At 72.5% G+C, this 24,105-nt stretch carries 8 protein-coding genes; 1 reads left to right on the plus strand and 7 read right to left on the minus strand.

Annotation, left to right across the window (positions count from 1 at the left end; genetic code table 11):
* Positions 1–3: 3 nt before the first annotated feature.
* The 7 genes from OHA05_RS10530 to OHA05_RS10560 all read right to left on the minus strand — a co-directional run bounded on the left by OHA05_RS10530 (position 4) and on the right by OHA05_RS10560 (position 22,809).
* Complete coding sequence (locus OHA05_RS10530; protein ID WP_328860403.1) at positions 4–1,695, minus strand: acyl-CoA dehydrogenase family protein; 1,692 nt, start codon at positions 1,693–1,695, stop codon at positions 4–6.
* Positions 1,692–3,323, minus strand: coding sequence for a PfaD family polyunsaturated fatty acid/polyketide biosynthesis protein (locus OHA05_RS10535; RefSeq protein ID WP_328860404.1), 1,632 nt, complete (start codon positions 3,321–3,323; stop codon positions 1,692–1,694). The genes OHA05_RS10530 and OHA05_RS10535 overlap by 4 nt, the downstream gene beginning before the upstream one ends.
* 41 nt (positions 3,324–3,364) lie before the next feature.
* Complete coding sequence (locus OHA05_RS10540) at positions 3,365–10,930, minus strand: beta-ketoacyl synthase N-terminal-like domain-containing protein (RefSeq protein ID WP_328860405.1); 7,566 nt, start codon at positions 10,928–10,930, stop codon at positions 3,365–3,367.
* A gap of 102 nt (positions 10,931–11,032) precedes the next feature.
* The gene (locus tag OHA05_RS10545) at positions 11,033–18,211 is read right to left on the minus strand and encodes an SDR family NAD(P)-dependent oxidoreductase (protein WP_328860406.1); all 7,179 of its coding nucleotides are present in this window, start codon (positions 18,209–18,211) and stop codon (positions 11,033–11,035) included.
* A 327-nt stretch (positions 18,212–18,538) separates the two neighbouring features.
* Positions 18,539–18,805, minus strand: a complete 267-nt coding sequence (locus tag OHA05_RS10550; protein WP_313946593.1) for an acyl carrier protein — start codon at positions 18,803–18,805, stop codon at positions 18,539–18,541.
* Between the two features lie 321 nt (positions 18,806–19,126).
* Complete coding sequence (locus tag OHA05_RS10555) at positions 19,127–21,064, minus strand: BTAD domain-containing putative transcriptional regulator (protein ID WP_328860407.1); 1,938 nt, start codon at positions 21,062–21,064, stop codon at positions 19,127–19,129.
* Between the two features lie 194 nt (positions 21,065–21,258).
* Positions 21,259–22,809 carry an MFS transporter gene (locus OHA05_RS10560; protein WP_313946591.1) on the minus strand — a complete coding sequence of 517 codons (1,551 nt, stop codon included), beginning with the start codon at positions 22,807–22,809 and terminating at the stop codon, positions 21,259–21,261.
* Between the two features lie 248 nt (positions 22,810–23,057).
* Between OHA05_RS10560 and OHA05_RS10565 the strand changes: the two genes are divergently transcribed.
* Positions 23,058–23,747, plus strand: coding sequence for a TetR/AcrR family transcriptional regulator (locus OHA05_RS10565; protein WP_313946590.1), 690 nt, complete (start codon positions 23,058–23,060; stop codon positions 23,745–23,747).
* Positions 23,748–24,105: the final 358 nt, after the last annotated feature.

Here is a 24,105-nt window from a genome sequence, read left to right on the forward strand (position 1 = left end):
CTCCTATCGGGTCGGCGCCAGCCGCACGGGCAGGGCGGTGAACAGCTGGTCGGTCTCCCGCAGCGTCGCGACGGCGTCGAGCGCCGGTGTCAGGACGGCCCCGTGCCGACGGGGGTCGACACCGTCGGCACGGGCGAGGAGGTAGCCGAGCGTGGCGCCCAGCCAGCCGGCGGAGCCGGGTGTCGTGCCGTACAGCGACCGGTCGCGGTTGGCGTGCCACAGATGGACGCAGGACGCGGCGGCGTGCAGCCAGGCGTACCGTTCGGCTGCGTCCACCAGCGCGTTGGGGTCGGCGCCGCGCTGCTGCGCGGCGCGCGTCAGCTCCCCGAGTCCGGCCACGGCCTGTGCCAACTGCCGCAGCAGGGCGCCGGTCTGCTCGTCCTCGACCAGCTCGGCCACCGTCACGGCGGCGTCCGGGAGTCCGGCGAGGACCGGGTCGGCGCCCCGGGCGAACATGTCGAGCCGGTCCGTCTCGTACGCCGGCAGGTCCGCGCCGAGGGTGTAGACCGCGGCCAGCGCCTCGGGATCGGGCGCGGCCCCACCCTCGGTGAGGGTGGGCAACTGCCCCGCGTACGAGCGCAGATTGGCGAGCGTGCTGGAGTCGATCACGCGGACCACGCCGGAGTCCCGCTGGAGCTTCTGGAAGAGCCCGGCACCGCGTTCGCCCTCGCGCAGGACGGAGCGGGTCGCGAGCACCGTGCCGCAGCGGCGGATCAGTTCGTCGCAGGACTCGGCCACGACGTGCTTGGCGGCCGGCGCCCAGACGCTGAACACCTCGGGCAGCACATGGACGCCGCGCGCCGCGGTCAGGGCCACCACGTCCGCCGCCAGCAGCGCGGCCGCGGCGACCGCCAGATCGCGCCGGGGGTGCGGCGACTCGGTGAGGACCGCGCGGCCGACCCTGCGGACGGAGGCGAAGTCCAGCGCCAGGCGTACGGCGCTGTCGGCGATGCCGAGACTGCCGGCCATGCTCATCAGCCGTACGGCCTGCTGCGCCTTGACGGCGGCCTCCAGGCCCTCGCCCAGCCGCCCGACGAGCGCGCCGTCCGGCACGCGCAGCCCGGTGAAGCGCATCCGGGCGAGGTCGATGCCGCGCATCCCGCCGGTGCGTACGGCGGGAACCCGCTCCAACTGCCCCTCGGGCACGTCCGCCAGGTCCAGCAGCACCGCCGAGAAGGCGGCGGGACCGCGGCCGCCGGTGCGGGCGACCACATAGACCGCCTCGCAGCGCATGCCCAGGCCGACCATCCACTTCTCGCCGTCCAGCACCCCGTCCGACAGGCGTACGTCGCCGGACAGCAGATCGCTGCCGTGCTCGGCCTCGGTGAGCGCGAAGGCCACCGCGCCGCCTCGGCAGAGGATCTCCGCGGCCCGGCGCTGCTGCTCGGCGGTGCCGTGCAGCTGGAGGCAGGTCGCGGCGATGATGCTGAACATCGTGCCGGGCATGATGTTGACGTCCCGGCGGGCCGCGGAGCGCACCAGGGTGAGGCTGCGGTCGAAGGACTCGAACGTGCCGCCCCACTCCTTGGGCAGGTAGTTCAGATGGAACCCGGCGCCGACGAGCGCGTCGCACAGCGCGGTGGGGAACTCGTCCCGCTCGTCGCGTTCGACGGCCGCCGTGAAACCGTGCGGGTTGGTGTCGTCCCCGGGGTCGCCGAGCAGCTCCTCCAGCTGCTCGGGGGTCAGCGGGCTCATCGCATGCCCGCCGGGGAGTCGTGGGCCGGGGTCTCCAGCGGGACCGGGCGGTAGTCGCCGGCCGTGGCGGGGATGTGCACCCCGGAGCTGCGCAGCTGGGCCAGCCGGGTGTGGAACGCGGCGCCGAGCATCAGGTGGTGGGCGACGTCGGCGACCCGGCGGTTGCCCGGTGTCTTCAGATAGCTGCCGGTCACCCAGTCGTTGAAGCTGCCCATCGCCGGGCCGCACCAGATCTGGTAGTCCATCGCCCGGTCCGTGTCACCGGTGACCGCCCAGCGCGAGGACATGCCGAGGTACCAGCGGAAGACGAGCGCCATCCGGCGCTTGGGGTTGCCGGCCGCGCGGGCGAGCTGCTCCGGGTCGCGCCGCTCGAAGTAGCCGACGCACTCCTGCCACACGTCCTCCAACGGGCGCCGGAAGACCTGCTGTTCGAGCTTGGCGCGGTCGGCGGCCGGGATGGACTCGATGCCGTCGTGGGCCTGGTAGAGCTGGTAGAGCTTCTTGGCCCGCATCGGGAAGAGGGTGCCCTTCTTGAGCACCTGGAGGTCCACGCCCATCTCGAACATGTCCGCCGCGGGCGCCATCTCGCAGTCGGCGATGCCCGCCTCGGCGAGCATCGCCTTGGAGGCCGTGGACGCACCGGACTCCAGGCAGGACTGGTTCACCGACCCGGTCACGACATAGGCGGCGCCCATCGCGAAGGCGGCCGCCACCGCGACGGGGGTGCCGAGGCCGCCGCCGGCCCCGACCCGGATCGGCACGGTGTACCGGTGCTCCCGCTGGACCGTGTCGCGCAGCCGCAGGATCGTCGGCAGCAGCGCGGGCAGCGGCCGGCGGTCGGTGTGACCGCCCGAGTCGGCCTCCACCGTGATGTCGTCGGCCAGCGGCACATGGTGGGCGAGCGCTGCCTGGTCGTGAGTGATCAGCCCTTGGTCCAGCAGGGCGCTGACGAGGGTGGCCGGGGCGGGGCGCATGAACCGCTCGGCCGTCTCGGACCGGGAGATCTTGGCGATCAGCCGGTTGGCGGCGACGACCGTGCCGTCCGCCTCGCGGTACAGACCCGCGAGCCGGTAGCGCACCACGTGCGGGGTGAGATCCATGTAGGCGGACGCCTCCACGCACCGCACCCCGTGCCGCAGGAACAGCTCGACGGCCTCCCGCTCCAGCCGGTCCTCGCTGGGGCTGTGGATGAGGTTGACCGCGTACGGCAGTCCCGGGATCTCGGCGGCGAACCGGCCGAGCGCCTTCTCGATCGTGCCGGGCAGCAGACCGGCCGCGCCGTAGGAGGCGAGGAAGCCTTCCCGGGCGAGGGCGACGACCATGTCGGCCGAGGCGATGCCGCCGGCCATGGCACCGGCCATGTACGGCTGGTGCACGCCGTGCGCGGCGAGGAAGGCGGCCGACCCCAGCCGCTGCGGCGGCAGCGGCTGGGCGGCGGCGAGCAGCGGCAGCCCGGCGGTGTCGGAGCCGGAGGTCACGGCGCCGCCGGAGACGGCACCGATCCCTTCCGGGGTGACGACGATGAAACAGGGCCGGTCGAGATCGGCCAGGGCGTTGTAGATCCCCGCCGGGTCCGTACTGGGGTACCGCTCTCCGGACCACCGGAGAGGGGTGTCGCGAATACTCATGGGGAAACGAAGCTCCTTGGGCTGAGCGCGGGTGCGGGCCGTCAGGCCCCGACGGGACGGACCTCGATGGCCACGTCGGTGAGTTCGTAGATGCGCAGGCCCGGCTTCGAGAGATCCGCGTCGGCGATGACCAGCAGACGGTCCGCCTCGCGCCGGACCTCCTTGATGTGCACGTCGAACCGGAGCTCCTTGTCGTGCCGCAGGATCTGGCCGCGGTACTTCCAGGCCGTCTCGACGTCGGTGGCCATCGCGAAGCGGGGCTGCTCCATGCCCTCGGCGAGGTTCTGCTCGATGACGAACAGCCGCATGGCCTGGAGGATCGCCTCGACGCCCAGCGATCCGGGCATCACCGGGTCGCGGTGGAAGTGGCAGTCGAAGTACCACTCGTCGGGCCGGATGGCGCGGTGGCCGTGCAGATAGCCCTGGCCGTGCCGGCCTCCGTCGGTGACGAGGTCGACCCGGTCCACGAGCGCGAACTGCCCGCCCGGCAGGTGCAGATGGCCCCCGGTGGGGTCGCTGAACGCCGGTGCGCCCTCGGGGAGTTCGATACGGCGGACCCGCGAGGGGTCCGGCTTCTCGGTCTCGATCCAGGGCGCGACGTACGTGCCGTTGTCGAGTCCGACCTGGTTGGCGAGAGCCGCGTCGCTGAAGTAGCCGAACAGCGACTCTCCGACGTAGAACACCTCGCCGTCGGCGGAGAGTTCGTAGCTGAAGTTCTGGAGCACCGCACCGGAGACCGCGCTCGTCATCAGCAGCTTGGAGTGGTGGCGGATGGTCTTGCCCCGCAGGTCGATGTCCTTGACCAGGGTCGCCCTGCCGTCGAGGTTGCGGATCGCGTACTGCTCCTCGGGGCGTTCGAGCGTGGCGCCGAGGTAGTACCCGAGGAAGATCGCGGCCTGGAGCGAGGTCTCCATGTAGACCGCGTTCGGCATGTGCGGGTAGGAGTTCTGCTCGTAGTACCAGGCGTCCGCCGGGGAGTCGTACTCGGTCACCATCTCCGAGCCGGGGCTGCGCAGATCGCCTCGGGTGCCCTTGAGGGACATCACCCGGTCGACGAACTGGAAGTCGCCGTTGGGGATGTAGGGCGCGCGGCTGTTGCGGTAGACCTCGAACTCCGGGCCCATCGCGATGTCCAGATGCCCCTTGGCCGCGTGCGCCAGGTGCATCTCGTTGATCATGGCGGCTTCGCCGTTCCTGTTGCGGCGGCCGAGGAACTGCGGGATGCCGCCCGCCTCGGGACGGTAGGGCGAGCCGTCCTTCTCGCGGACCTGGAGGCCGAGGCCCTTCATCCGGATGACCGGCTTGTCGCCCAGGTAGATGAGGACGTCGGCGATGACCGTGGCGCGCGGCAGGAGCGTGAGCTCCATGACCTCGACCTCGTAGCGGATCTCCTCGTGGGCCTGGGTGATCTGGCCGCGGACCTGCACCTCGATCGGGACGTCGGTCACGCACTGGAAGCGCGCGTCCGGCAGCGTCAGATGCATGCCCTGGTGCATCAGATAGATCTGGAGCAGCTGCACCGCGCCCTCGGCGACCAGCGAGCCGGCCAGGACGTGGTCGTCGGGGAAGTGGCAGGTGAAGTACCAGGCGTCCGGCGTGAGCCGCTTGGTCGCGCTGAGCGTGCCGAGACCGCGCGGGCCGCCCTTGCGGTCGATGGTGACCTCGTCGACCATGCGCAGCTTGGCGTCGGGGAGCCGGATCGCGGGGTTGATCCCGGGGTCCTGGGCGTGGTCCGGGCCGAAGACGTCACCGGGGCGGCCCTGGGCCAGCACCTCCAGGTCCTCGGGGGTCAGATGGTTCTTCTCGGTGTACGCGAGGGGCTTGAAATACCCCCGGGGCAGTGCCGCGCGCGCCGCCTTCTCCTTGTCGGTCATGACGACACCGAGCGGGGTGTCGAGCTCCTGCTTGCTGAAGAACCCGGCACAGGCGTCGTGGAGTTCGAGGATCAGCTCCCCGTCCGCGTAGCACTGGTAGCTGAAGAAGAAGAGCGTGGTGTCGCCCTGGTGCACGAAGCGGTCGATGGAGATGTCGTAGCGCAGCGTCTGGCCGACCTGGGGCAGGTTGCCGCGGAAGATCAGCGTGCTGTCGAGGAGCCGGTAGACGCGCTCACCCTTGTTGCGGAAGTCGATGCCGAGGTAGCTGACGAGCAGCAGATCGCACTGGCCTGCCTCGACGGTCACGGCCGGCGGGACGCCTCCGTCGACGGCGTACCAGGCGTCCTCGGGGACGTCGTACTCCGTGGTGATGGTCGCGGGCTTGAACTCCCCGGTGGTGCCGCTGAGTTCGGTGACACGGGTGACGAAGTGGTACGGCGGTGCGGGCAGCCGCACCCGCTTGGCGTACCCGTCGATGACGCCGAACTCGGGCCCGAAGACCTTGGCGACGGAACCGACGGCGAACTCCAGGAGGTCCGCCTCGTCCCAGATCACGCCCTCCTTGACCTCGCGCTCCTCGGCGGCGGCCGGGATCTCGCCCGTCGCGGCGACCGGAGCCGGGGCGGAGGCGGGAGGGGCGGGCGGCAGGGCCGCGGGCTCGGGACGGGGAGCGGGCGCGACGGCCGGCAGGGCGGCGGCCGGGGGGACGGGGGTCGTGCCGTCGGCCGGGGCGGTGGCCCCGTCGAGCAGCGCCTCCACCCGGGAGAGCGTGGCCCCCTGGAGGATGCGCTGGGTCTCCATCACCACCGAGTGGGTGGCGACCATCTGCTGCCGGATCTCACGGACCAGGTCGGCGGCGGGAGTCGGCGACTCGGTGGTCGCGGTGGACGGCTCGGCCGTCGTCGCGGCCGTGGCGCCGGACGGCGGGACGCTGACGACGGGGGCGGGTGCCGCGGGCGCGGGCACGGCTTCGGCGGCCGGCAGGGCGGCCTCCGTCTCCCCGGGTGCGGGCGCCCAGGGAAGGAAGGAGATCGGGGTGCCGTCGAAGGCGATGACCTCCGCGTCAGCGAGAGTCGGATCGGCAGGCATGACGGGGTCCTCCGGCGGTACGGACGGAACGGGGGCGGACGGTACGGCGGGATGCGGCGTACCGGGCCCGGCGGGAGCGCCGGGGGCGGTCGCGGCGGCGGGCGGGACGAAGTGCGCGGCACCGGAGTGCGGGGTGCCGGCACCGGGCGCCGGAGTGCCGGGCGCGGAGAGCGCGGCCGGGGCCGTGGAGGTGCCCACGGACGCGGTGGCGGCGAGGGGCGAGCCGGCGGCCGGCGTCGCGGCACCGGGATGCGCGCCGGCGGCCGACGCGACCGGAACCGGCGTGGTGTGCGCGGCGGTCGAAGGCGTCCGATGCACGGCAGCGGCTCCGGCGGACGCCGCAGCCGGAGCGCCGGGCGCCGTGGCCGCGATCCCGCGGGCCACACGGGCCGGGACCGGGTCGCCGCCACCCACCCGGAAGCGGGTCGAACGGGCCGGACGGACGGTGGATTCCGGGGTGCCCAGCAGAGGCGTCAGATCCAGCTCCAGGCCATGGCCGACTAGCCGGGCGACCAGCTGCGCCACCGACTTCGTCGCCGGCACACCGCGGCGGTCCACCGACACCGAGACGTGCTCGGCGTCGCCGAGCGTGTCACGGACCCACCGCGAGCAGGTCGAGCCGGGGCCGACCTCGATGAAGTAGCGGAAGCCCCGGTCGTGCGCGTCGCGCACCAGACGGGCGAAGTCGATCGTGGAGCGCAGGGTCCAGGCGATGCGCCGGGCGATCTCCGCCCGGTCCAGCGCGGGCAGCGCCTCGTAGTCGTAGGCGCTGAACAGGCCCAGATCGCCGAACGAGCCCGTCGGGTAGTCGTTCAGGCCCGCCAGACCGTCCAGTTCCGCGTCCACGACCGGGCAGTGCATGACCACGTTGACCGGCGAGCGGGCGGCCGGGCAGCCGAGTTCCTTCACCAGTGCCCGGCACTGGACCGGGTCACCGGCGATGACCAGTTCGGCCGGGGTGTTGATGTGGGTGAGGTGGACGCGGTCGTACCGGGGCAGCACCGCGCGTACCGAGTCCGCGTCGGTGAGCAGCACATGGCTGGCCCACAGCGACTCGTCCGCGGCGTCGGCGGGCACGTCCCACAGCTCGCGCACGGTACGCCGCGGGCCGCACAGCCGGTCCTGGAAGATCGGCGTGTTGCTGATCAGGTCGTCGCGTCGGCCGCCGAGCTGCCAGCCGCCGGTGGCGAACAGCATGCTCGACTCGCCGAGGCTGTAGCCGAACGCGCCGTGTGCCGTGACGCCGAGGAGGTCGCGGACCAGATCGGTGTGCAGGATCGCGAAGTTGGTGCCGGTGGCGAGCATGAACGGCACGTCGTCGCCGAGCCCCGCCTCCAGCGCCATCAGCTCGCGCCGCCCCACGGCGACCTTGCTGCGCGGATAGAGCGAGGTGGCGCGCAGCTGCCGCTCGGGCTCGTCCGCCTGCTCCTCGAACCGGTCGAGCAGGCTCGGGAAGGCCCGGAAGAAGTCCTGGCCGAGGCCCGGGTAGGAGTTGAACGCGCCCGGGTAGACCAGCGCGACCCTGCCGTCCGGTCCGATGGGCCGTGCGGTGAAGTAGCTGCCGGCCGGTGTGGCCCACTCCCCTGCCTTGGCGTGCACATCGGCCAGGTCCCTTACCGCGAGCTCCAGTTGGGCCCGCAGCTCGGCGCGGTCCCGTCCGACGAGCACCGCACGCAGCTTCCTGCCCGGCAGCTCCCGGGCCGCCTCGCGGGCGAGGGCGTACGGGTCGGCGACGGCCAGCAGTTCCAGGTGGTGCTCGATCGTGGCGTGCAGCGCGTCGAAGGAGTCGGCGGAGAGCGCCAGGACGACGGGTCCCCCGGCCCGCTGCCAGTCGGACCGGGTGACCGCGCCGCGGGTGGCGTCGGCGGAGAGCACGAGGTGGCCGTGCGCGCCGGAGGCCCCGATGAAGCTGACGGCCGCGTACCTGCGGGCGCCCTTGGTCCGCCGCATCCAGGGCCGGGAGGCGTCCGGGACGTAGAGCGCGGAAGCGGTGAAGTCCTCGGCCAGGTCGCCGGCCGGTCGGGTCCAGCCGCGGGTGCCGGGCAGATAGCCGTGGTGCAGGCACAGCACGGACCGGATGAGCCCGGCCATGGTGGCCGCGCAGCCGGCGTCGCCGATCTGGGCCTTGGCACTGCCGAGGGCCACCTCGGCGCCGGCGGCCGGGTAGACGGCGGCCAGCGCGGCGATCTCGGCACGGTCCTGGAGTTCGGTGCCGCCCGCGTGGGCCTCCAGGTAGCCGATGTCGCCGGCCGTGACGCCGGCGGCGGTGAGTGCTTCGCCGGCCGCTGCCGCGAGGGCCACGGCGTCCGCCTCGGGCACCGCGCCGTCCACGGGCACGGCGTGCCGGATGGCGACGGCGTCCAGACGCGCGTACGCGGGCCGCTCCCGCTCACCGGGCCGGGTGACGACGACCGCGCCCGCCCCTTCGCCGATACGGCGGCCCCGGACGCCTTCGCCGAAGGTCAGTCCGGCCTCGGCGACGACATCGGGACGCAGCAGCAGGTTCTCCGCCGAGCCCGCGAGGTCGACCGCTCCGACGAGCACCGCCTCGATGGTGGGGTCGAGCAGCAGCAGCCGTGCGACCTCCAGGGCCTCGGCGGTCCCCGAGCCGTCGGAGGAGACGGTGAAGGAGGGACCGGTCAGGTTCCACAGCGAGGAGATACGGCTCGCCATGACGTTGCCGATGAAGCTGAGGACCTCGTTGGCGACGATGGGGTCGACCACCGCGTCCCGGCCCACCGCGCTCAGCGCGGCGAGCCGCTCCTCGTCGACGGGGACCCCGGCCCGCGCGAACTCCTCGCGGACGAAGGCGCCCAGGGTGCGGCGGGTGAGCCGCAGATGGGTCATGGGCTCGATCTCCATGCCCACGACCACCGCGATCCGGCGGGGCTCGGGTGCGCTGCTGCCCTTGGGCACGTCGCGGCTGTAGCCGGCGTCGCGCAGGGCCTCGTCGGCCACCTTGGTCGCCAGCGCGTGCTGGAGGTTGTACGTCCGCAGGTCGGCCGGCGGGATCTTGAGGTCGACCGGGTCGATGCCGAGGCCGTCGACGAACGCGCCGCTCGGCAGCGCGTCGGGCGAGACACCGGTGGCATCCTCCAGGGAGCCGCCGCGGGTCTGGTCCAGCCCGCGCCAGCGGCGTTCGGGCAGCGGGACCAGGGCGTCGCCGCCGTCGTGGACGGCACGCTCGAAGGCGTCGAGGGAGTCCAGGGAGCCGAAGTGGGCGCCGAGTCCGACGATGTCGAGTGCGGGTACGGCCGCGGCGTCGTCCGTCTCGGTCTCCGCGGCGGCCGTGGCCGGCTCGGACAGCACCACGTGTGCGTTGGTGCCGCCGAAGCCGAACGCGGAGACCGCTGCCCGGCGCGGCCCGGCACCGCTCGGCCATTCGCGGCCGGTGCGGACGAGGGTCGCGTCGCCGACGCGGCCGTCCTTGGAGGTGACGGGCCGCTCCACGCCGATGGTCGGCGGGATGTGGCCGTCGCCCATCGCCAGGACGACCTTGAGCATGCTGCTCAGTCCGGCGACGGTGAGCAGGTGGCCGATGTTGCCCTTCACGGACCCGATCAGCGGCACCCGGCCGGCGTTGCCGAAGAACTTGGCGACGGACTCGGCCTCGGTGGCATCACCGATGGGGGTGCCGGTGGCGTGGCACTCCAGGTAGTCGACGGTCGCCGGGTCGACCCCGGCCTGGGCGTACGCCAGCTCGTACGACTGGAGTTGACCGCCGCCCTGCGGCACCAGCAGATGGCGTCCGCTGCCGTCGTTGGTCAGGCCGATGCCGTCCACGACGGCGTGGATGCGGTCGCCGTCGCGCAGCGCGTCCGCCAGCCGTTTGACGGCGACCATGCCCGCGCCCTGGCCGGTGAGGATGCCGCCGGACCGGTCGTCGAAGGGCTGGCTGAACCCGTCGCGGGGGTAGGCCTGGAGATCGGAGAACGACAGGTGGATCAGGGTCGGGTCGGGCGCGCAGACGCCGCCCGCCAGCACCAGATCGGCCTGGCCGGCGGCGAGGTGGTCGCAGGCCAGCTTGAGTGCGTACAGCGCGGAGGAGCAGGCGGCGTCCAGGGCGTAGCGGGGACCGCCGAGGCCGAGCGCGCTCGCCGCCACCGACGCCGGTGAGCCGCTGACACGCAGGTCCTCGGGCCGCAGGCCGGCGTGGTCGATGCGCCTGTCCTTGTCGGCGAGGGCGCCGAGTGCCGGGTGCCCGGCGCGGCGCAGCCCCTCCAGGACGGCCTCCTGGACCAGCGGGACGCTGACCCCGGCGGAGGTCGGGGTGGGGAACGAGTAGTTGCCGAGGATCAGTCCGGTGCGTCCGAGGATCTCGGGGCGCTCCAGGTGGCCGCTGTCCCGCAGTGCCTCCCTGGCCACGTGCAGGGACCAGTGGAAGATCCGGTCGAGGCCGGAGAGATGACCGGCGTCGAGCAGGTAGCCGGACGGGTCGAAGGCGAAGTCGGTGATGAAGCCGCCGCGCGTGCAGTAGATGCCGTGCTGCGGGTCGGTGTCCCTGGCGTCGAGGGCGGGTCCGAAGACCTGCTCGCCCCCTTCCCGGCGGCTGTCCGCCCCGGCGCGGAGGTTCTGCCGGAACTCGGCAGGTGTCTCCGCTCCCGGGAACAGGCAGGAGAGGCCAACGATGGCGTACTTGCTCATGAGAGCTTTCGGGTCCCTTCTGAGGGGCGGGGCCGGCCCGGACGGGCACGGGTGTGCGCCGTCCGGGCCGACCCGATCGCTTGCGTCGGGTACGAAGCGGAATCAGCCGCTGATGAACTTGGCCGCCAACTGGGGGGCCGAGACCACGGATACGCCGTCGAAGCGGGTGAGCACCCGTCCGTCGGGAGTGCAGGCGGTGACGGTGAGCGAGGCGCCGGAGCCGTTGCCGCCGGTGGCGGCGGGCTCGACCACGATCAGGAAGGGCTCGCCGTCGGGCAGCGGGTGGTGCAGGTCCACACGGCCGACGGACAGGGGCAGCCCGGCGGTGCCGCGGAACAGCCGCACCCAGACGAGGCCCGCCTGGAGCAGCAGGTCCGCCGTGCCGGGGGCGAAGCGGGAGCCGGCGAACGCGCCGCCGGCCGGGCGGTGTTCGGTCAGTGCGCACTCCAGGACCAGCCGGTTCACCGACGCGTCCTCGGCGAGCACCCGGCGCACGCCCCGCAGGGACGGGCCGTGGAAGAGCGTGCCGTCGCTGTAGAGCTCGGCGGCGTCGCGGCCGGTGCCGAGCGCGGGCAGTGCGCCGACCGTGGCCGCGGCGGGCGGGGCCTGCGGGGTGACGACGGCCGCGTAGTGCGGTCGTGCGGTGCCCTGCGCGTCGACGGCGTGGATCGCGGTACGGACGCTGTCGCCGTCGGGAGTCATCGCCAGGCTGATGCGCTCCGGCCGGCCGGCGTCGAAGACGATGCCCTTGTGCACCGAGAAGTCGTGCACCTGGCGCACCTCGGTGCCGCCGGCGCGCTCCACCGCGCCGATCGCCCAGCCGAGGGCGACGACCGCCGGGAGGACCGGGGATTCACCGATGACGTGGTCGGTGAGGATCTGCTCGTTCTCCAGCGCCGCCAGCGGGCGTTCGACGGTGACGGTGGCCGTGGTGGCGGTCCGCTCCGGCTCCGACAGGGGCGTCGTCGGGCCGAGCACGGTGACGACGTCACCGGCGCGCTCCGGGGCGAACTGCTCGGTGAACATCCGGGCTCCGGTGTCCACCGGGATCAGGGTGATGCCGCGCTCCTGGAAGACGGCCTTGACCTCCGGGGAGACCATTCCGCTGTCCCAGGCACCCCAGTTGAGGGAGGTGACGCGGGCGGCGGGGTGGCGCTGCTTCCAGGACGACGCCCAGGCATTGAGGACCTCGTTGGCCATGGCGTAGTCCGACTGCCCGCGGTTGCCGAAGAATCCGGCGACCGAGGAGAACAGGACGACGTGCCGCAGGGTCTCGGGGTCGAGCGCCGCGGTCACGGCGCGCAGTCCGGTCAGCTTGGGGGCGAAGACCCGCTCGACCTCGGACGCCTTCTTGTTGGCGATGAGCTGGTCGGCGAGGACGCCGGCGCCGTGCACCAGACCCGTGATGCGGGCCTTGTGCGGGGCGAGCGCGGCGGCGGTCGCCTGCGGGTCGGTGATGTCCACGGCGAGGTACTCGGCGCGGCTGCCGGCGGCCTCGACGTCGGCGAGGGTCCGGCGGATCTCGCGGGCGCCGACGACGGCCCGGTAGAGCTGCTCGACCCGCTTCGGGGTCGGCTTCTCCCCCGCCGACTTCAGGTGGGAGGCGGCAGCCGCCTTGAGAGCGGGCGCGTCGACACCCTGCGCCCAGGCGGGCTCCTCCTCCAGCGGGGTGCGGCCGAGGAGCAGCAGTCCGGGCCGGTGGCGCTTGGCCAGTTCGACGACGCAGGCGGCGGTGATGCCGCGGCCTCCGCCGGTGACGACGAGCAGGTCCTCGGAGGTGAGCTGCGGCGCGGTCTCGGTGTCGGAGGCGGTCAGCGACTGCTCGGCGAGGGTCAGAGCGACGCGGCGGGCGCCGTCGAGGCCGACCTGGACGATGTCCGTGACCGCGTCCTCGACCTCGGCGAGCAGCAGCGCGGCTCCGGCGTCCGGGCTCAGCGCGGGGGCGATGTCGACGGCCCGGCAGAACAGCTCCGGGGCCTCCACCGCAAGGGTCTTGACGAGACCCGCGGACCCACCGACGGGGGCGAGTTCTTCGGGGACCCCGCCGAGGCCGAAGGCGCCGTCGAGCCGGGTGACGGTGACGAAGGCGGCACGGCCGGAGGCGGCCGCGGTGGTCAGCGGCTGGACGGCGTGCTTGGCGGCGAGCAGCGTGTGGGCGAGGCGGCGTACGCCCTCGGACCAGTCGGCGCCGCGCGCGGCGGAGAGGTCGAGCACCAGGCTGATGCGGTCGGCGAGGATCTCCTCCATCTGCTCGGCCAGTTCGGTCACGCCCCAGCCGGACAGGGCGTGGTCCTTGACGCCGCTGATGCGCTCGGCGACACCCGGCAGACGCAGGACGTGCACATGGCGGCCCGACTCGATGAGCCGGTTCACGAGCGCGGGTGCGAGCTCGGCGCCGTCGTCGACGACGAGTGCGCCCGAGCCCTCGGCGTACGCGCCGACGAGCCGGTCGGGGGTGGGCAGATCGACGAGCGCGGCCTGCGCGCGGCCGATGCCGCCACCGGGCTTGGCGGCCGCGGGCTCGTCGCCGGCGGGGGCGGCTGCCTGCGCGGCTGCGGGAGCCGCTTCGGAGGCGCCGCCGCTCATGAAGTCGACGATGTGGCGCAGGGTCCGGAGCTCGGCGAGCTGCTCGGGACCGGCGGAGATGCTCTCGCCGAACCGCTCCTGGAGGACGCCCATGATCTCGACACGCTTGATGGAATCGATGCCCAAGTCGGCCTCGATGTCCATGTCCAGCTCCAGCATGTCCGCCGGATAGCCGGTCTTCTGACCGACCACCTCCAGCAGGACGGACTCGACACCGGCCGCGTCCGGACCGGCGGGGGCCGGGGCTGCGGGAGCGGCGGCCTGAGGCGCCGCGCTGGCGCTCATGAAGTCGACGATGTGGCGCAGGGTCCGGAGCTCGGCGAGCTGCTCGGGACCGGCGGAGATGCTCTCGCCGAACCGCTCCTGGAGGACGCCCATGATCTCGACACGCTTGATGGAATCGATGCCCAAGTCGGCCTCGATGTCCATGTCCAGCTCCAGCATGTCCGCCGGGTAACCGGTCTTCTCACCGACCACCTCCAGCAGCACCGCCTCCACCGTCGCGGCATCCAGGCCGGCCGGAGCCGCAGCAGCGGCGGCGGGAGCAGCCGCCTGAGGCGCCGCGTTGGCGCTCATGAACTCCACGATGTGACGCAGCGTACGAAGCTCCGCGAGCTGCTCCGGACCGGCCGATATCCCGCCCTCGAACCGCTCCTGCAACACACCCATGATCTCGACACGCTTGATGGAATCGATGCCCAGATCGGCCTCGATGTCCATGTCCAGCTCCAGCATGTCCGCCGGATAGCCGGTCTTCTCACCGACGACCTCCAGCAGAGCCGCCTCCACCGTCGCGGCATCCAGGCCGGCCGGAGCCGCAGCGGCGGGAGCAGCCGCCTGGGGCGCCGCGCTGGCGCTCATGAACTCCACGATGTGACGCAGCGTACGAAGCTCCGCGAGCTGCTCCGGACCGGCCGATATCCCGCCCTCGAACCGCTCCTGCAACACACCCATGATCTCGACACGCTTGATGGAATCGATGCCCAGATCGGCCTCGATGTCCATGTCCAACTCCAGCATGTCCGCCGGGTAACCGGTCTTCTCACCGACCACCTCCAGCAGCACCGCCTCCACCGTGGCCGCGTCCAGGCCGGCCGGAGCCGCGGCGGCGGGAGCAGCCGCCGGTGCGACGGGGGCGGGCGGGGCGGCGATGGCGGGCGCGGTGACCACCGGGGCCGCGGGCAGCGCCTGCGGTGCGGGGGCCAGGGGCCGGGCGGGGGCCGGGGCGGCGGCGAGTGCGGCCGGGACCGGTACGGCGGCCACCGGCTGCGCGACCGGGGCGGCCAGGGCCGGCGCGGTCTGCTCCGCCGTGGCGCGGCCCGCCGGGGCGGGGGCAGTGCCGAGTTCCAGGCCGGCCAGGTCGCGCAGGATCTCGTTGGCGCGCAGATGGCTGCGGCCGATGTCGAGGCCGTGCTCCTTGACCGCGTTCACCCCGGCCAGGACCTGGCCGAGCTGTCCCTGGTCGGCGGCGCGCTCCAGCAGACCGGTCAGACGCTCGGCGCTCTGCAACTGGCCGTTGAGGTAGTCGTCGTGCAGGGCGAGGTGGTCGGCCACCAGACCGGCCAGGCGATCACTGTCCACGTGGGCTGTCTCCATGACGGTGGGAGCAGGGGCGGGGGTGGGCGCCACCGCGGCCGCGGGCGCGGGCAGCACCGCCGTGGCGGTCGCGGCAGGGGCCGGGACCGGCGCGGAGGCGGCCGCCGGCCGTACGGCGGGGGCGGCGGCCGGCCGTGCGGCGGGCGTGGGGGCCGGGGGCTGGACCGTCACCGGGGCCGGTCGGGGCGTTGCGGCCACCGGTGACGGGGTCGGGGCCGCGGCGGGAGCCGGTACCGCGGGTGTCGCCGGGACGGCGATCCGGTAGCCGTTGTCGATCGCGTCGCGGTAGGCCGCCCTGCGCTCGGGAGAGACGTAGTTGATGCCGTTCAGCAGGATCGACATGCCCTTGGCGGGCACCTCGGCCACGGCCTCGGCGACATAGCGGTCGGTGGTGGCGAGCGGCAGTCCGAGGACGGCGAGCTGGGCGACGGCCTGCTTCAGCGCGACATCGGCGTCCCGTCCGGGGCCGGCGTCGAGGCTGACCACGGTGTGCTCACGGTCGCCGAGGATGCGGCGGACGAGCTGGGTGAGGACGCTCTTCGGACCGAACTCCACGAAGACGCGGAACCCGGCGGCGTACATCTCCTCGACGCGGGCGGCGAAGTCGACCGGGTTGATGAGCTGTTCGGCGAGGACCGTGCGGTTGGCGTCGATGTCGTCGCCGTAGGCCGCGCCGCGGGTGTTGGCGAAGACGGTGCCGTTCGGCCGGCGGACCTCGACGCGCGCCACGTCACCGCGGAAGGCGTCGACGGCGTGGCCGACGAAGGGGGTGTGGAACGCGGCGGACACCGGCAGCCGGCTCGCCCGCAGACCCGCGTCCTTCGCGGCGGCGACCAGGCGCTCCACCTCTTCGGTGGCGCCGCCGACCACGATCTGGTCGGCCGCGTTGCGGTTGCAGACGACCAGGCCGGGGCGGTCGGCGAGGAGTTCGGCGACCCGCTCCTCGGGGGCGGAGACCGCGGCCATCGCACCGGCGTCGAAGCCGGACTCCGGCGGCGGGGCCATGGCCTTGCCGCGGGCCCGGGCGAGAGCGAAGAAGGCGTCGTCGTCGAGGGCGCCGGAGGCCCACAGCGCGGTCAGCTCGCCGAAGCTGTGGCCGAGGAACCCTTCGGCTCCGAAGCCGAGTTCGGACAGATAGCGGAACTGGCCGGCGGACAGGGCGCCGATCGCGGGCTGCGCGTACGCGGTGGCCTGGAGGGCGGTTTCCTGCGCGGCGCGCACACCGGCGCCGAACAGCGGCGGCGGGAACGCGACACGGGACAGCGGCGCGGAGCCCTCGAAGTGCACATTGGCCCGGTCGAAGGCGGACCGCAGCGGCGGCAGCGCCATCACGGCGCTCTGGCCGAGGTTGACGTACTGGCTGCCCTGACCCGCGAAGAGTGCGCCGACCTTGCCGGCCGGAGCGGCGCTGCGGCGGTAGTGGACTCCCTTGGGGTGCGACCAGGCGTCGGCGTCGGGCCGGGCGCGCAGTTCACCGAGGGCCAGGTCGCGCAGGGACTTCAGCTCGTCCTCGCCGCGCGCGGCCAGCGCGACACGGGCGTGGCCCGCGGGGGCCGGGCCGCCGGTGGCGGGCGCGCCGTCGGCGAGCAGCTCGGTGAGGGCGGCGGTGTCGGGCGCGTGCCACAGGTGCACACGGGCGACGGGGTAGGAGACCCGCAGGTCGTCTCCGTCGCCGTGCTCCTCCAGCACCATGTGGAAGTTGGTGCCGCCGAAGCCGAACGAGGAGATGGCGGCGCGGCGCTTGGGGCGCTCGGGGTCGCGGATCCAGGGCCGTGCCTCGGTGTTGACGTAGAACGGCCCGGAGGCGAAGTCGATGGCGGGGTTCGGCTCGTCGACGTTGATGGTCGGCGGCAGGACCTTGTGGTGCAGCGAGAGCGCCAGCTTGATCAGGCCGGCCGCGCCCGCGGCCGCCTTGGTGTGCCCGATCTGGGACTTGACGCTGCCGACGGCCGCGTACTGCCGGCTGTCGTTGCCGTCGGAGACCACCGCGGCCAGTGCGCTCAGCTCGGTCGCATCGCCGACGGCGGTTCCGGTGCCGTGCGCCTCGAAGAGCTCGATGCTGGACGGCGTGCAGTCGGCGTCCTCGTACGCGCGGCGCAGGGCGACCATCTGGCCCTCCTTGCGCGGGGCGTAGATGGACTTGAACCGGCCGTCGCTGGAGGTGCCCATGCCGCGCAGGACCGCGTAGATCTGGTTGCCGTCGCGCTCGGCGTCGGCGAGGCGGCGCAGGGCGAGCATGCCGATGCCCTCGCCGATGAGGGTGCCGTCGGCGTCCTTGTCGAACGGCCGGATGCGCCCGGACTTGGACAGCGCGGGCGTCTTGCTGAAGCACAGGTACATGAAGATGGTGTTCTCGGCGTCGCAGCCGCCCACCAGCATCGTGTCGGAGCGGCCTTCGAGCAGCTCGCTCACCGCGGTCCTGACCGCGCCGAGGGAGCTGGCGCAGGCGGCGTCGATCGTCATGTTGATGCCGCCGAGGTCGAGCCGGTTGGCGACCCGTCCGGCGACGACGTTGCCGAGCATGCCGGGGAAGGAGTTCTCCTCCCACGGGGCGTACGCGAGGCGGAACTTGGCGACGATCTCCTCGGCGTCCTTGTCGGAGAGACCGCAGCTGCGGACGACCTCCTTGAGCACCGGGCTCTGCAGCCGCGCGGTCAGCGGCTGGGTGAGCTGGTTGGCGCCGGTGATGCCGAGGACAACTCCGGTGCGGGAGGCGTCGTACCACGACTGACCAGCCTTGTCGGCCCCGGCGTCCTTCAGCAGGTCCCGGGCGACCACCAGGCTGAGCAGCTGGAGGACGTCGGTCACCTCGAGGGTGTTCGGCGGGAGGCCGAACTCCAGCGGGTTGAACGGGACGTCGGGGATGAAGCCGCCGCGCTTGGAGTACGTCTTGTCGGGCACCGAGGGGTCGGGGTCGTAGTGCTCGTCGACGTCCCAGTGTCCGGCGGGCACGTCGTCGATGCAGTCGGCGGCCGAGACGACGTTCGCCCAGAAGTCCGTGAGATTGCTGGACTTGGGGTAGAGCGCGGAGAGGCCGACGATGGCGATGGGGTCCCGGGCGAGCCGACGGTCGAGGTCGGATTCCTGCGAAGAGTTCACGGCAAGTCTCTCTGGATCTGGGCGAACAGGGACTTCGGTCTCGGCGCCCCGGCTCCCGGTCCGTGTGGGGACCGGGGCGGTCGGCGGCCGCTCGGGGCGGCGGACCGGATCGGCGACTGTCGCGGCGGCGGGCGGGCGGCCGGCGCCGTACCGGGGTCGCCTGGTGCGATGCGGGAGGCAAGGCCGTCGGTGGCGGGGTTCCGCTCCGGCCGAACGGCACGTTCTCGGTGCCTCGTCGGGCCTTGCCGGGCACCAGCGGTACGGAACCGGCGGGTCTCGCTCGCCTGGCCGCACCGGCCGGCCGTGGCCGTCCGGTGCGCCGTGGCGCTACGCCGCGGCGGTGCGCTTCTCGCTCTCCTCGGCGATGTGGGCGGCGAGGGCCTCGATGGTGGGGTGGTACCAGAGCGCCGTCGTTCCGAGCTCGAAGCCCAGCCAGGTCTCCATCTCACCGGCGATGATCAGTGCCTGGGTGCTGTCGAGGTCGAGCTCGTCGAAGTACTGGTCGGGCGGAACCTCTGTCGGCGCCACACCCAGGCGCTGGGCGATCTCCTCGATCAGCCATTTCTGGGCTTCTTCGGCCGTCACGTTCGCCATTTCCCATCCTCTCCAAACGGCTTATTGCATGCCTTCGGGGAATGTTCGGCTTTTCCCCGTAAGGGCGCCTCGCACTTCGAGGCGCCAAAGAATCATCAGCATTGGCCGAACCGGCCGCTAATCGGGACTTGCCCGCGATCGTGACCCTAGGTGGGCACCCCTGCCGGGGCAACCGAACTCCGCTGCCGCAAACGCCGATTTACGTGCGCCTAATCGGCATGTCAACCTGCGAGCCGCGGAATTCCTGCGCTGAGCTGCGATGATTCCTTCGGAGTGGACGGGACGGAATTTCCTGTCAGCCTGGCGTAAGGCTGTCAGCGCTCATGTCAGCCGTTGCCACCGGCTGTCAGCGGCTTTGTTCGTACGGCCCGGCCTCGACGCCCGGTGGGCACGCAGCGGGTAGAGGTTCTCGGCCTCACCGCCGCGCGCGAGTTCGGAGACGAGTGTGCGGATGGAGACGTGCGGCGTCGCGGCGAGCCGGGCGACGGCCATGCGCAGCTCCAGCGGATATTGCCCGCATACGGCGGCCAGTTCCTGGGTGGCCTCGGGTTCCGCCGCCGTGCGCTCCGGACCGAGATACGTCTCGATCAGCTCGTACGCCTCGGCGGCGGACAGGACGTCGAGAGCCATGCTCATGGCGCCCTCGCGCGTCACCAGGTCGATGAGAGGTGCCCGGCTGGTGACGAGCACGACGTTGCCCGGTGTCCCGGGCAACAGGCAGCGGACCTGTGCCGCGTCCGCCGCGTCGTCCAGCACGACGAGGAAGCGGCGGCCGGCGAGCAGGCTGCGGAAGAGGGCGGACGCCTCCTCCGGGTTGTCCGGAATCCACTCGTCGGGCGCGCCGAGGGAGCGCAGGAACCGGGTGAGCACGGTGCTCGGGTTCACCGGCCGTTCCGACGGGTCGGCGCTGCCCTGAAGATCGGCGTACAACTGCCCGTCGGGAAACTCGTCGTGGTGCTGGTGGGCCCATCGGACGGCCAGTGCGGTCTTCCCGATCTCGGAGGGACCGTGGATGGCCGCGATACCGACCGCCGCGTATCCCTTGTGCTGCTGTGCCAGCAGGCCGTCGAGGGCCGCCAGTTGCTGCTGTCTCCCGGTGAAGGGGGCGATCACCGGGGGAAGCTGGGCGGGCGGCGCGAGGCTGCGGGGACGGGCGGAGGAGGGCGGAGGGGTGCGGGGCGGCAGCGGTCCGTTCCAGGAGTGGTCGGGCGTGCCGTACTGCTCGCCCGGTGCGGGGCCGGCGGCCTCGGGGCGGTTCTCGGCGCCGTCCTGGACGAGGATGCTGTTGCGCGCCTGCCAGATCTCCTCGCTCGGTTCCACGCCGAGTTCCTTCTTGAGCCGCATCCTCAGGTCGGTGAACAGGCGCAGGGCCGCCGCGCGGCGGCCGGAACCGGCGAGCGCCAGCATGATCCGGGCCTGCAGCGATTCGTGCAGCGGTTCCTCGTACGAGGCGACCCTGAGGTACTCGACGGCGAACGCGGACCGGTTCAGCCGCAGCGCCAGATCGGCGAACTCGATGGCCACGTCGATATGGCGCTGGGCCACCCTGACCACGGAGGGGTGGTGCCAGAGCTGCGGCAGGTCCTGGAGCAGCCGGCCCTGCCAGCAGCGCAGGGCCTGCCGGTAGAGGTCGAGCGCGGCGGACGGGTCGTCCATGGCGGTCCGGGCGGCCAGGGCGGCGCGCTCCTCGAACCGGGAGAGGTCCAGTCGCACTCCGCCGCTGTTGAAGACGTATCCACCGCGGACGGTGCTGATCCTGCGGGTCGTGCCGCCGTGGCCGGGGCCGGGCTCGATGATGCGGCGCAGCCGGGCGACGTAGGTGTGCACCAACTGCGGGTAGGCGGGCGGTGCTTCGCCGTTCCACAGGACGTCGGCGATCTCTTCGTGGCTGACGGTCTGGTCGGGCTGCACGGCGAGCAGGCCGAGCAGGGCGCGCTGCTTGAGCGGCATGGACACGGGCTCGTCGGCGCTCAGGACGGTGAGCGGCCCGAGCAGCCGTATCTCCTGGGCGAATGCGGGCGGTTCGGCAGGGGTCCCGATATCGGGGGCGTCGTCCGGAACCGCGGCCTCATATCCGACGACCTCGGCCATACGGGCCAGGGTCTCGTGCCGCGGATTCTTCACGTGCCCGCGTTCAATGTGACGGACAGTTCGTACGCTGATGGCGGCGCGTCTGGCCACCTCGTCCTGTGTTAATCCTGCCTTGATGCGCGCGGCACGCAGTCCGGAACCCCGTACAATCCTCAACCATCCCCCCACCCTTCAAGCAGGTATAGACAAAACCGGCGCCAATAGCTCTGACTTACGTTCCGCTCACAATCACTCTATTGCGAAAAATTCACGGAAGCGATCATTCCGATTTAGGAATTCGTCAAGGCCGGCCTACCGACCGGACGGTCATCCGTTTTCCGGGGCCCGCGCACGGTCGGCCGCGTGCCCCGGAAAGCGGTTTCTCACACGGCCCGGAGCGAACCCTCCGCGGCCGTCTTCGGGCGGTCGCCGTCGTCCGGCACCGCGGTGTCGTGGTGTTCGGGAGAACGGCGCACCAGGAGCAGGACCAGCACCCCGGCGAGCAGAGCGGCGAGCCCGCTCACGAGGAAGACCTGGTCGAGTCCCGCGGCGTACGCGTCCTCGACGGCCCGCGCGCCCGCGGCCTGCGCCTGGGCGGGCAGTTCGGCGACCACACTCGCGGACCTGCCGCCGGTGACCAGCTCGGCCGCCGCGTCGGAGTCGGCGAACGAGCCGTTGTCGGCCAGCTCCCGTCCGATCGCGCCGGACAGAATGGCTCCGACCACCGGAATGCCGACGGCGAAGCCCAGCTGCCGGAACGTGTTCGCCGCTCCGCCCGCCATGCCCGCCCGGCTCGCCGGCGCGGCGGCCAGCGCGGCCGACGCGAGGATCGGCGAGGCGATACCGACACCGATACCCGTCAGCAGCATGCCGGGCAGCAGCGCCGTCCAGCCGGAGGTGCCGGTGAGCAGCATCTCCAGCAGCGTCCCGGCACCGATCAGCAGCAGACCGGCCCCGATCGGCCACTGTGGCGCGACGTTTGCGAGGAAGCGGCCCGCAAGGCCCGCCGCCACGAACGACATTCCGCTGAGCGGCATCAGGATCAGACCGGCCTTCACCGGGCTGAGCTCCAGCACCGACTGCGCCCAGACGGACACGAACACCAGATTGGCGAAGGCGGCCGCACTGAAGACCACCGCGCCGGCCATCAGCCCGCCGAACGACGGTGTCCGCAGCAGCTTCAGGTCGAGCATGGGATCGCGCCGGCCGCGTTCGACCAGGACGAAGGCGATCAACGCGACCACCGTGCCGCCGAACAGCGCGAGCGTGATGTCCGCGCCCCAGCCGTCCTCGCCCGCACGGATCAGGGCGAAGATCAACAGGGTGGAGGCCAGGGTGAAGGCGACCGTGCCCGGGATGTCGACGCGGCGGTCGGTCCTGATGGACGAGCCCGTCAGGTGCTTGTGGCCGACGATCAGGGCGATGGCCGCGACGGGCAGGTTGACCAGGAAGATCCACCGCCAGTTGAGATGCTCGGTGAGCAGACCTCCGAGTATCGGACCGGCCGCGGCGGCGGCGCCGTTGACAGCACCCCACAGACCGAAGGCGATGCCCCGGTCCTTGCCGCGGTAATTGCTCGCCAGCAGTGCGGTGTTGGTGGCGAACATCGCCGCCGCGCCGAGGCCCTGGACACCGCGCGCGACGATCAGCATGCCGCTGCTGTCCGCGAGCCCGCAGGCGAGGGACGCCACGGCGAACACGGCCAGGCCGGCGAGGTAGACCCGGCGGGCGCCGGTGAGGTCGGACAGCGAGCCGATCGCCATCAGCAGTGCGGCGAGCACCAGAACGTAGATGTCGACCACCCATTGCAGGGCGGAGAACGACGCGTCGAGCGAGTCGGTCATCTGGGGCAGCGCCACGCTGACGATGGTCACATCGATCAACAGCATGAAGGTGCCTAAGCAAACCGCCAGCAGCGGCATCCATTTGCGCATGACGCGGAGCCTCTCAGGGAGCGAGCCGAAATGCGGACAATTGCGCCGGTCGGCAGGTCGGGTCGACCGGCGGCCCGAGCGAGCGGGGCACGCCTCGACCAGCGCCGTCAGCGGCGGTATCGGCAGCGGGCAGGTCTGTTCGGGCACCTCTTAGACAGTGGCTAATAGGTTAGGCTGACTCTATGCCCTGCGGGTCGCCGGGCGTCAAGTCGCTCCGGCCACTTCCCCTCAGCGTTAGGTTTCTCGTCATGTCTGAGTCAGCGCCGCGCCGTCGCTCACGCGCCTCGGCGGGCCTGCCGCCGATCACGGCGGAGAAGATCATCGACGCGGCCGTCGAACTGACCGCGGAACGCGGCCTCGACGGCTGGTCGATCCGGCAGATCGCCACCAAGTTGGACGTCTGGCCCGGTGTGGTCGCCCATCACGTGGGTGACCGGGAGGCGGTCGTCATGGCGGTCACGGACCAGGTGATCGGCCGTATACCGGTACCGGATCCGGATGTTCCGTGGCGCGACTGGTTCAGCTCGCTCACCTTCGACGGGCGCGCCGTCCTGAAGCAGTACCCGGGGGTGGCGCGGCGGCTGGTCGTGGTGGGGCCGAACGTGCCGTCCGCGCTGCCGACGATCGACACCGGCATCAAGGTGCTCCTGCTCGCGGGGTTCGGCGACCACGCGACGGAGATCTACCGCTATCTGCTCAACAGCGCGTTCATGCTGGTGGCGGTGGAGGACGACCGCGACAGCTTCTTCCCGAGCGCACGCGCGGACATGGGTCGAACGATGGCCGCGTTCGCGGCGGACCCGAACCGGCCGGGCCTCGCGGCGGCGGGCGCGCAGGCGGTGGCCCGGAGCGAGGACGCGGGGGCGCAGGACCTGGCGTTCTTCCGGCTGACGGTGGAGAGGTCGCTGGACGGGGCGGAGGCGTTGCTGAAGGGGTGAGCGGTGGGGGGTGGGCCCGGGGGTTGCGGCTCCCGGGGCCCGCGCGTCGGGGTGGTGGCGGCCCGCACGACTGGGCGCGGGTCTGTTTGCGGGTTGTTGGCCCGCACGACTGGGCACGGGCCTGGTTGCGGGCCGTGCGTCGGCCGACCCGCCGCCCGTGCCACACGGCCTGCGGCCATGTCCTCAAACGCCGGACGGGCTGCAATGGTTGCCCCGCACGACCGGGCGCGGGCCTGGTTGCGGGCCATGCGTCGGCCGACCCGCCGTCCGTACCGCACGGCCTGCGGCCATGTCCTCAAACGCCGGACGGGCTGCAATGGTTGCCCCGCACGACCGGGCGCCGGCTCGTTGCGCGCCG

The sequence above is a fragment of the Streptomyces sp. NBC_00306 genome (assembly GCF_036169555.1).
Taxonomy (GTDB): domain Bacteria; phylum Actinomycetota; class Actinomycetes; order Streptomycetales; family Streptomycetaceae; genus Streptomyces; species Streptomyces achmelvichensis.

What these genes read in the sequence shown, in the direction of transcription:
- OHA05_RS10530 (WP_328860403.1), bottom strand. Translation starts at nt 1,695, where the DNA reads ATGAGCCCGCTGACCCCCGAGCAGCTGGAGGAGCTGCTCGGCGACCCC.
- OHA05_RS10535 (WP_328860404.1), bottom strand. Translation starts at nt 3,323, where the DNA reads ATGAGTATTCGCGACACCCCTCTCCGGTGGTCCGGAGAGCGGTACCCC.
- OHA05_RS10540 (WP_328860405.1), bottom strand. Translation starts at nt 10,930, where the DNA reads ATGAGCAAGTACGCCATCGTTGGCCTCTCCTGCCTGTTCCCGGGAGCG.
- OHA05_RS10550 (WP_313946593.1), bottom strand. Translation starts at nt 18,805, where the DNA reads ATGGCGAACGTGACGGCCGAAGAAGCCCAGAAATGGCTGATCGAGGAG.
- OHA05_RS10560 (WP_313946591.1), bottom strand. Translation starts at nt 22,809, where the DNA reads ATGCGCAAATGGATGCCGCTGCTGGCGGTTTGCTTAGGCACCTTCATG.
- OHA05_RS10565 (WP_313946590.1), top strand. Translation starts at nt 23,058, where the DNA reads ATGTCTGAGTCAGCGCCGCGCCGTCGCTCACGCGCCTCGGCGGGCCTG.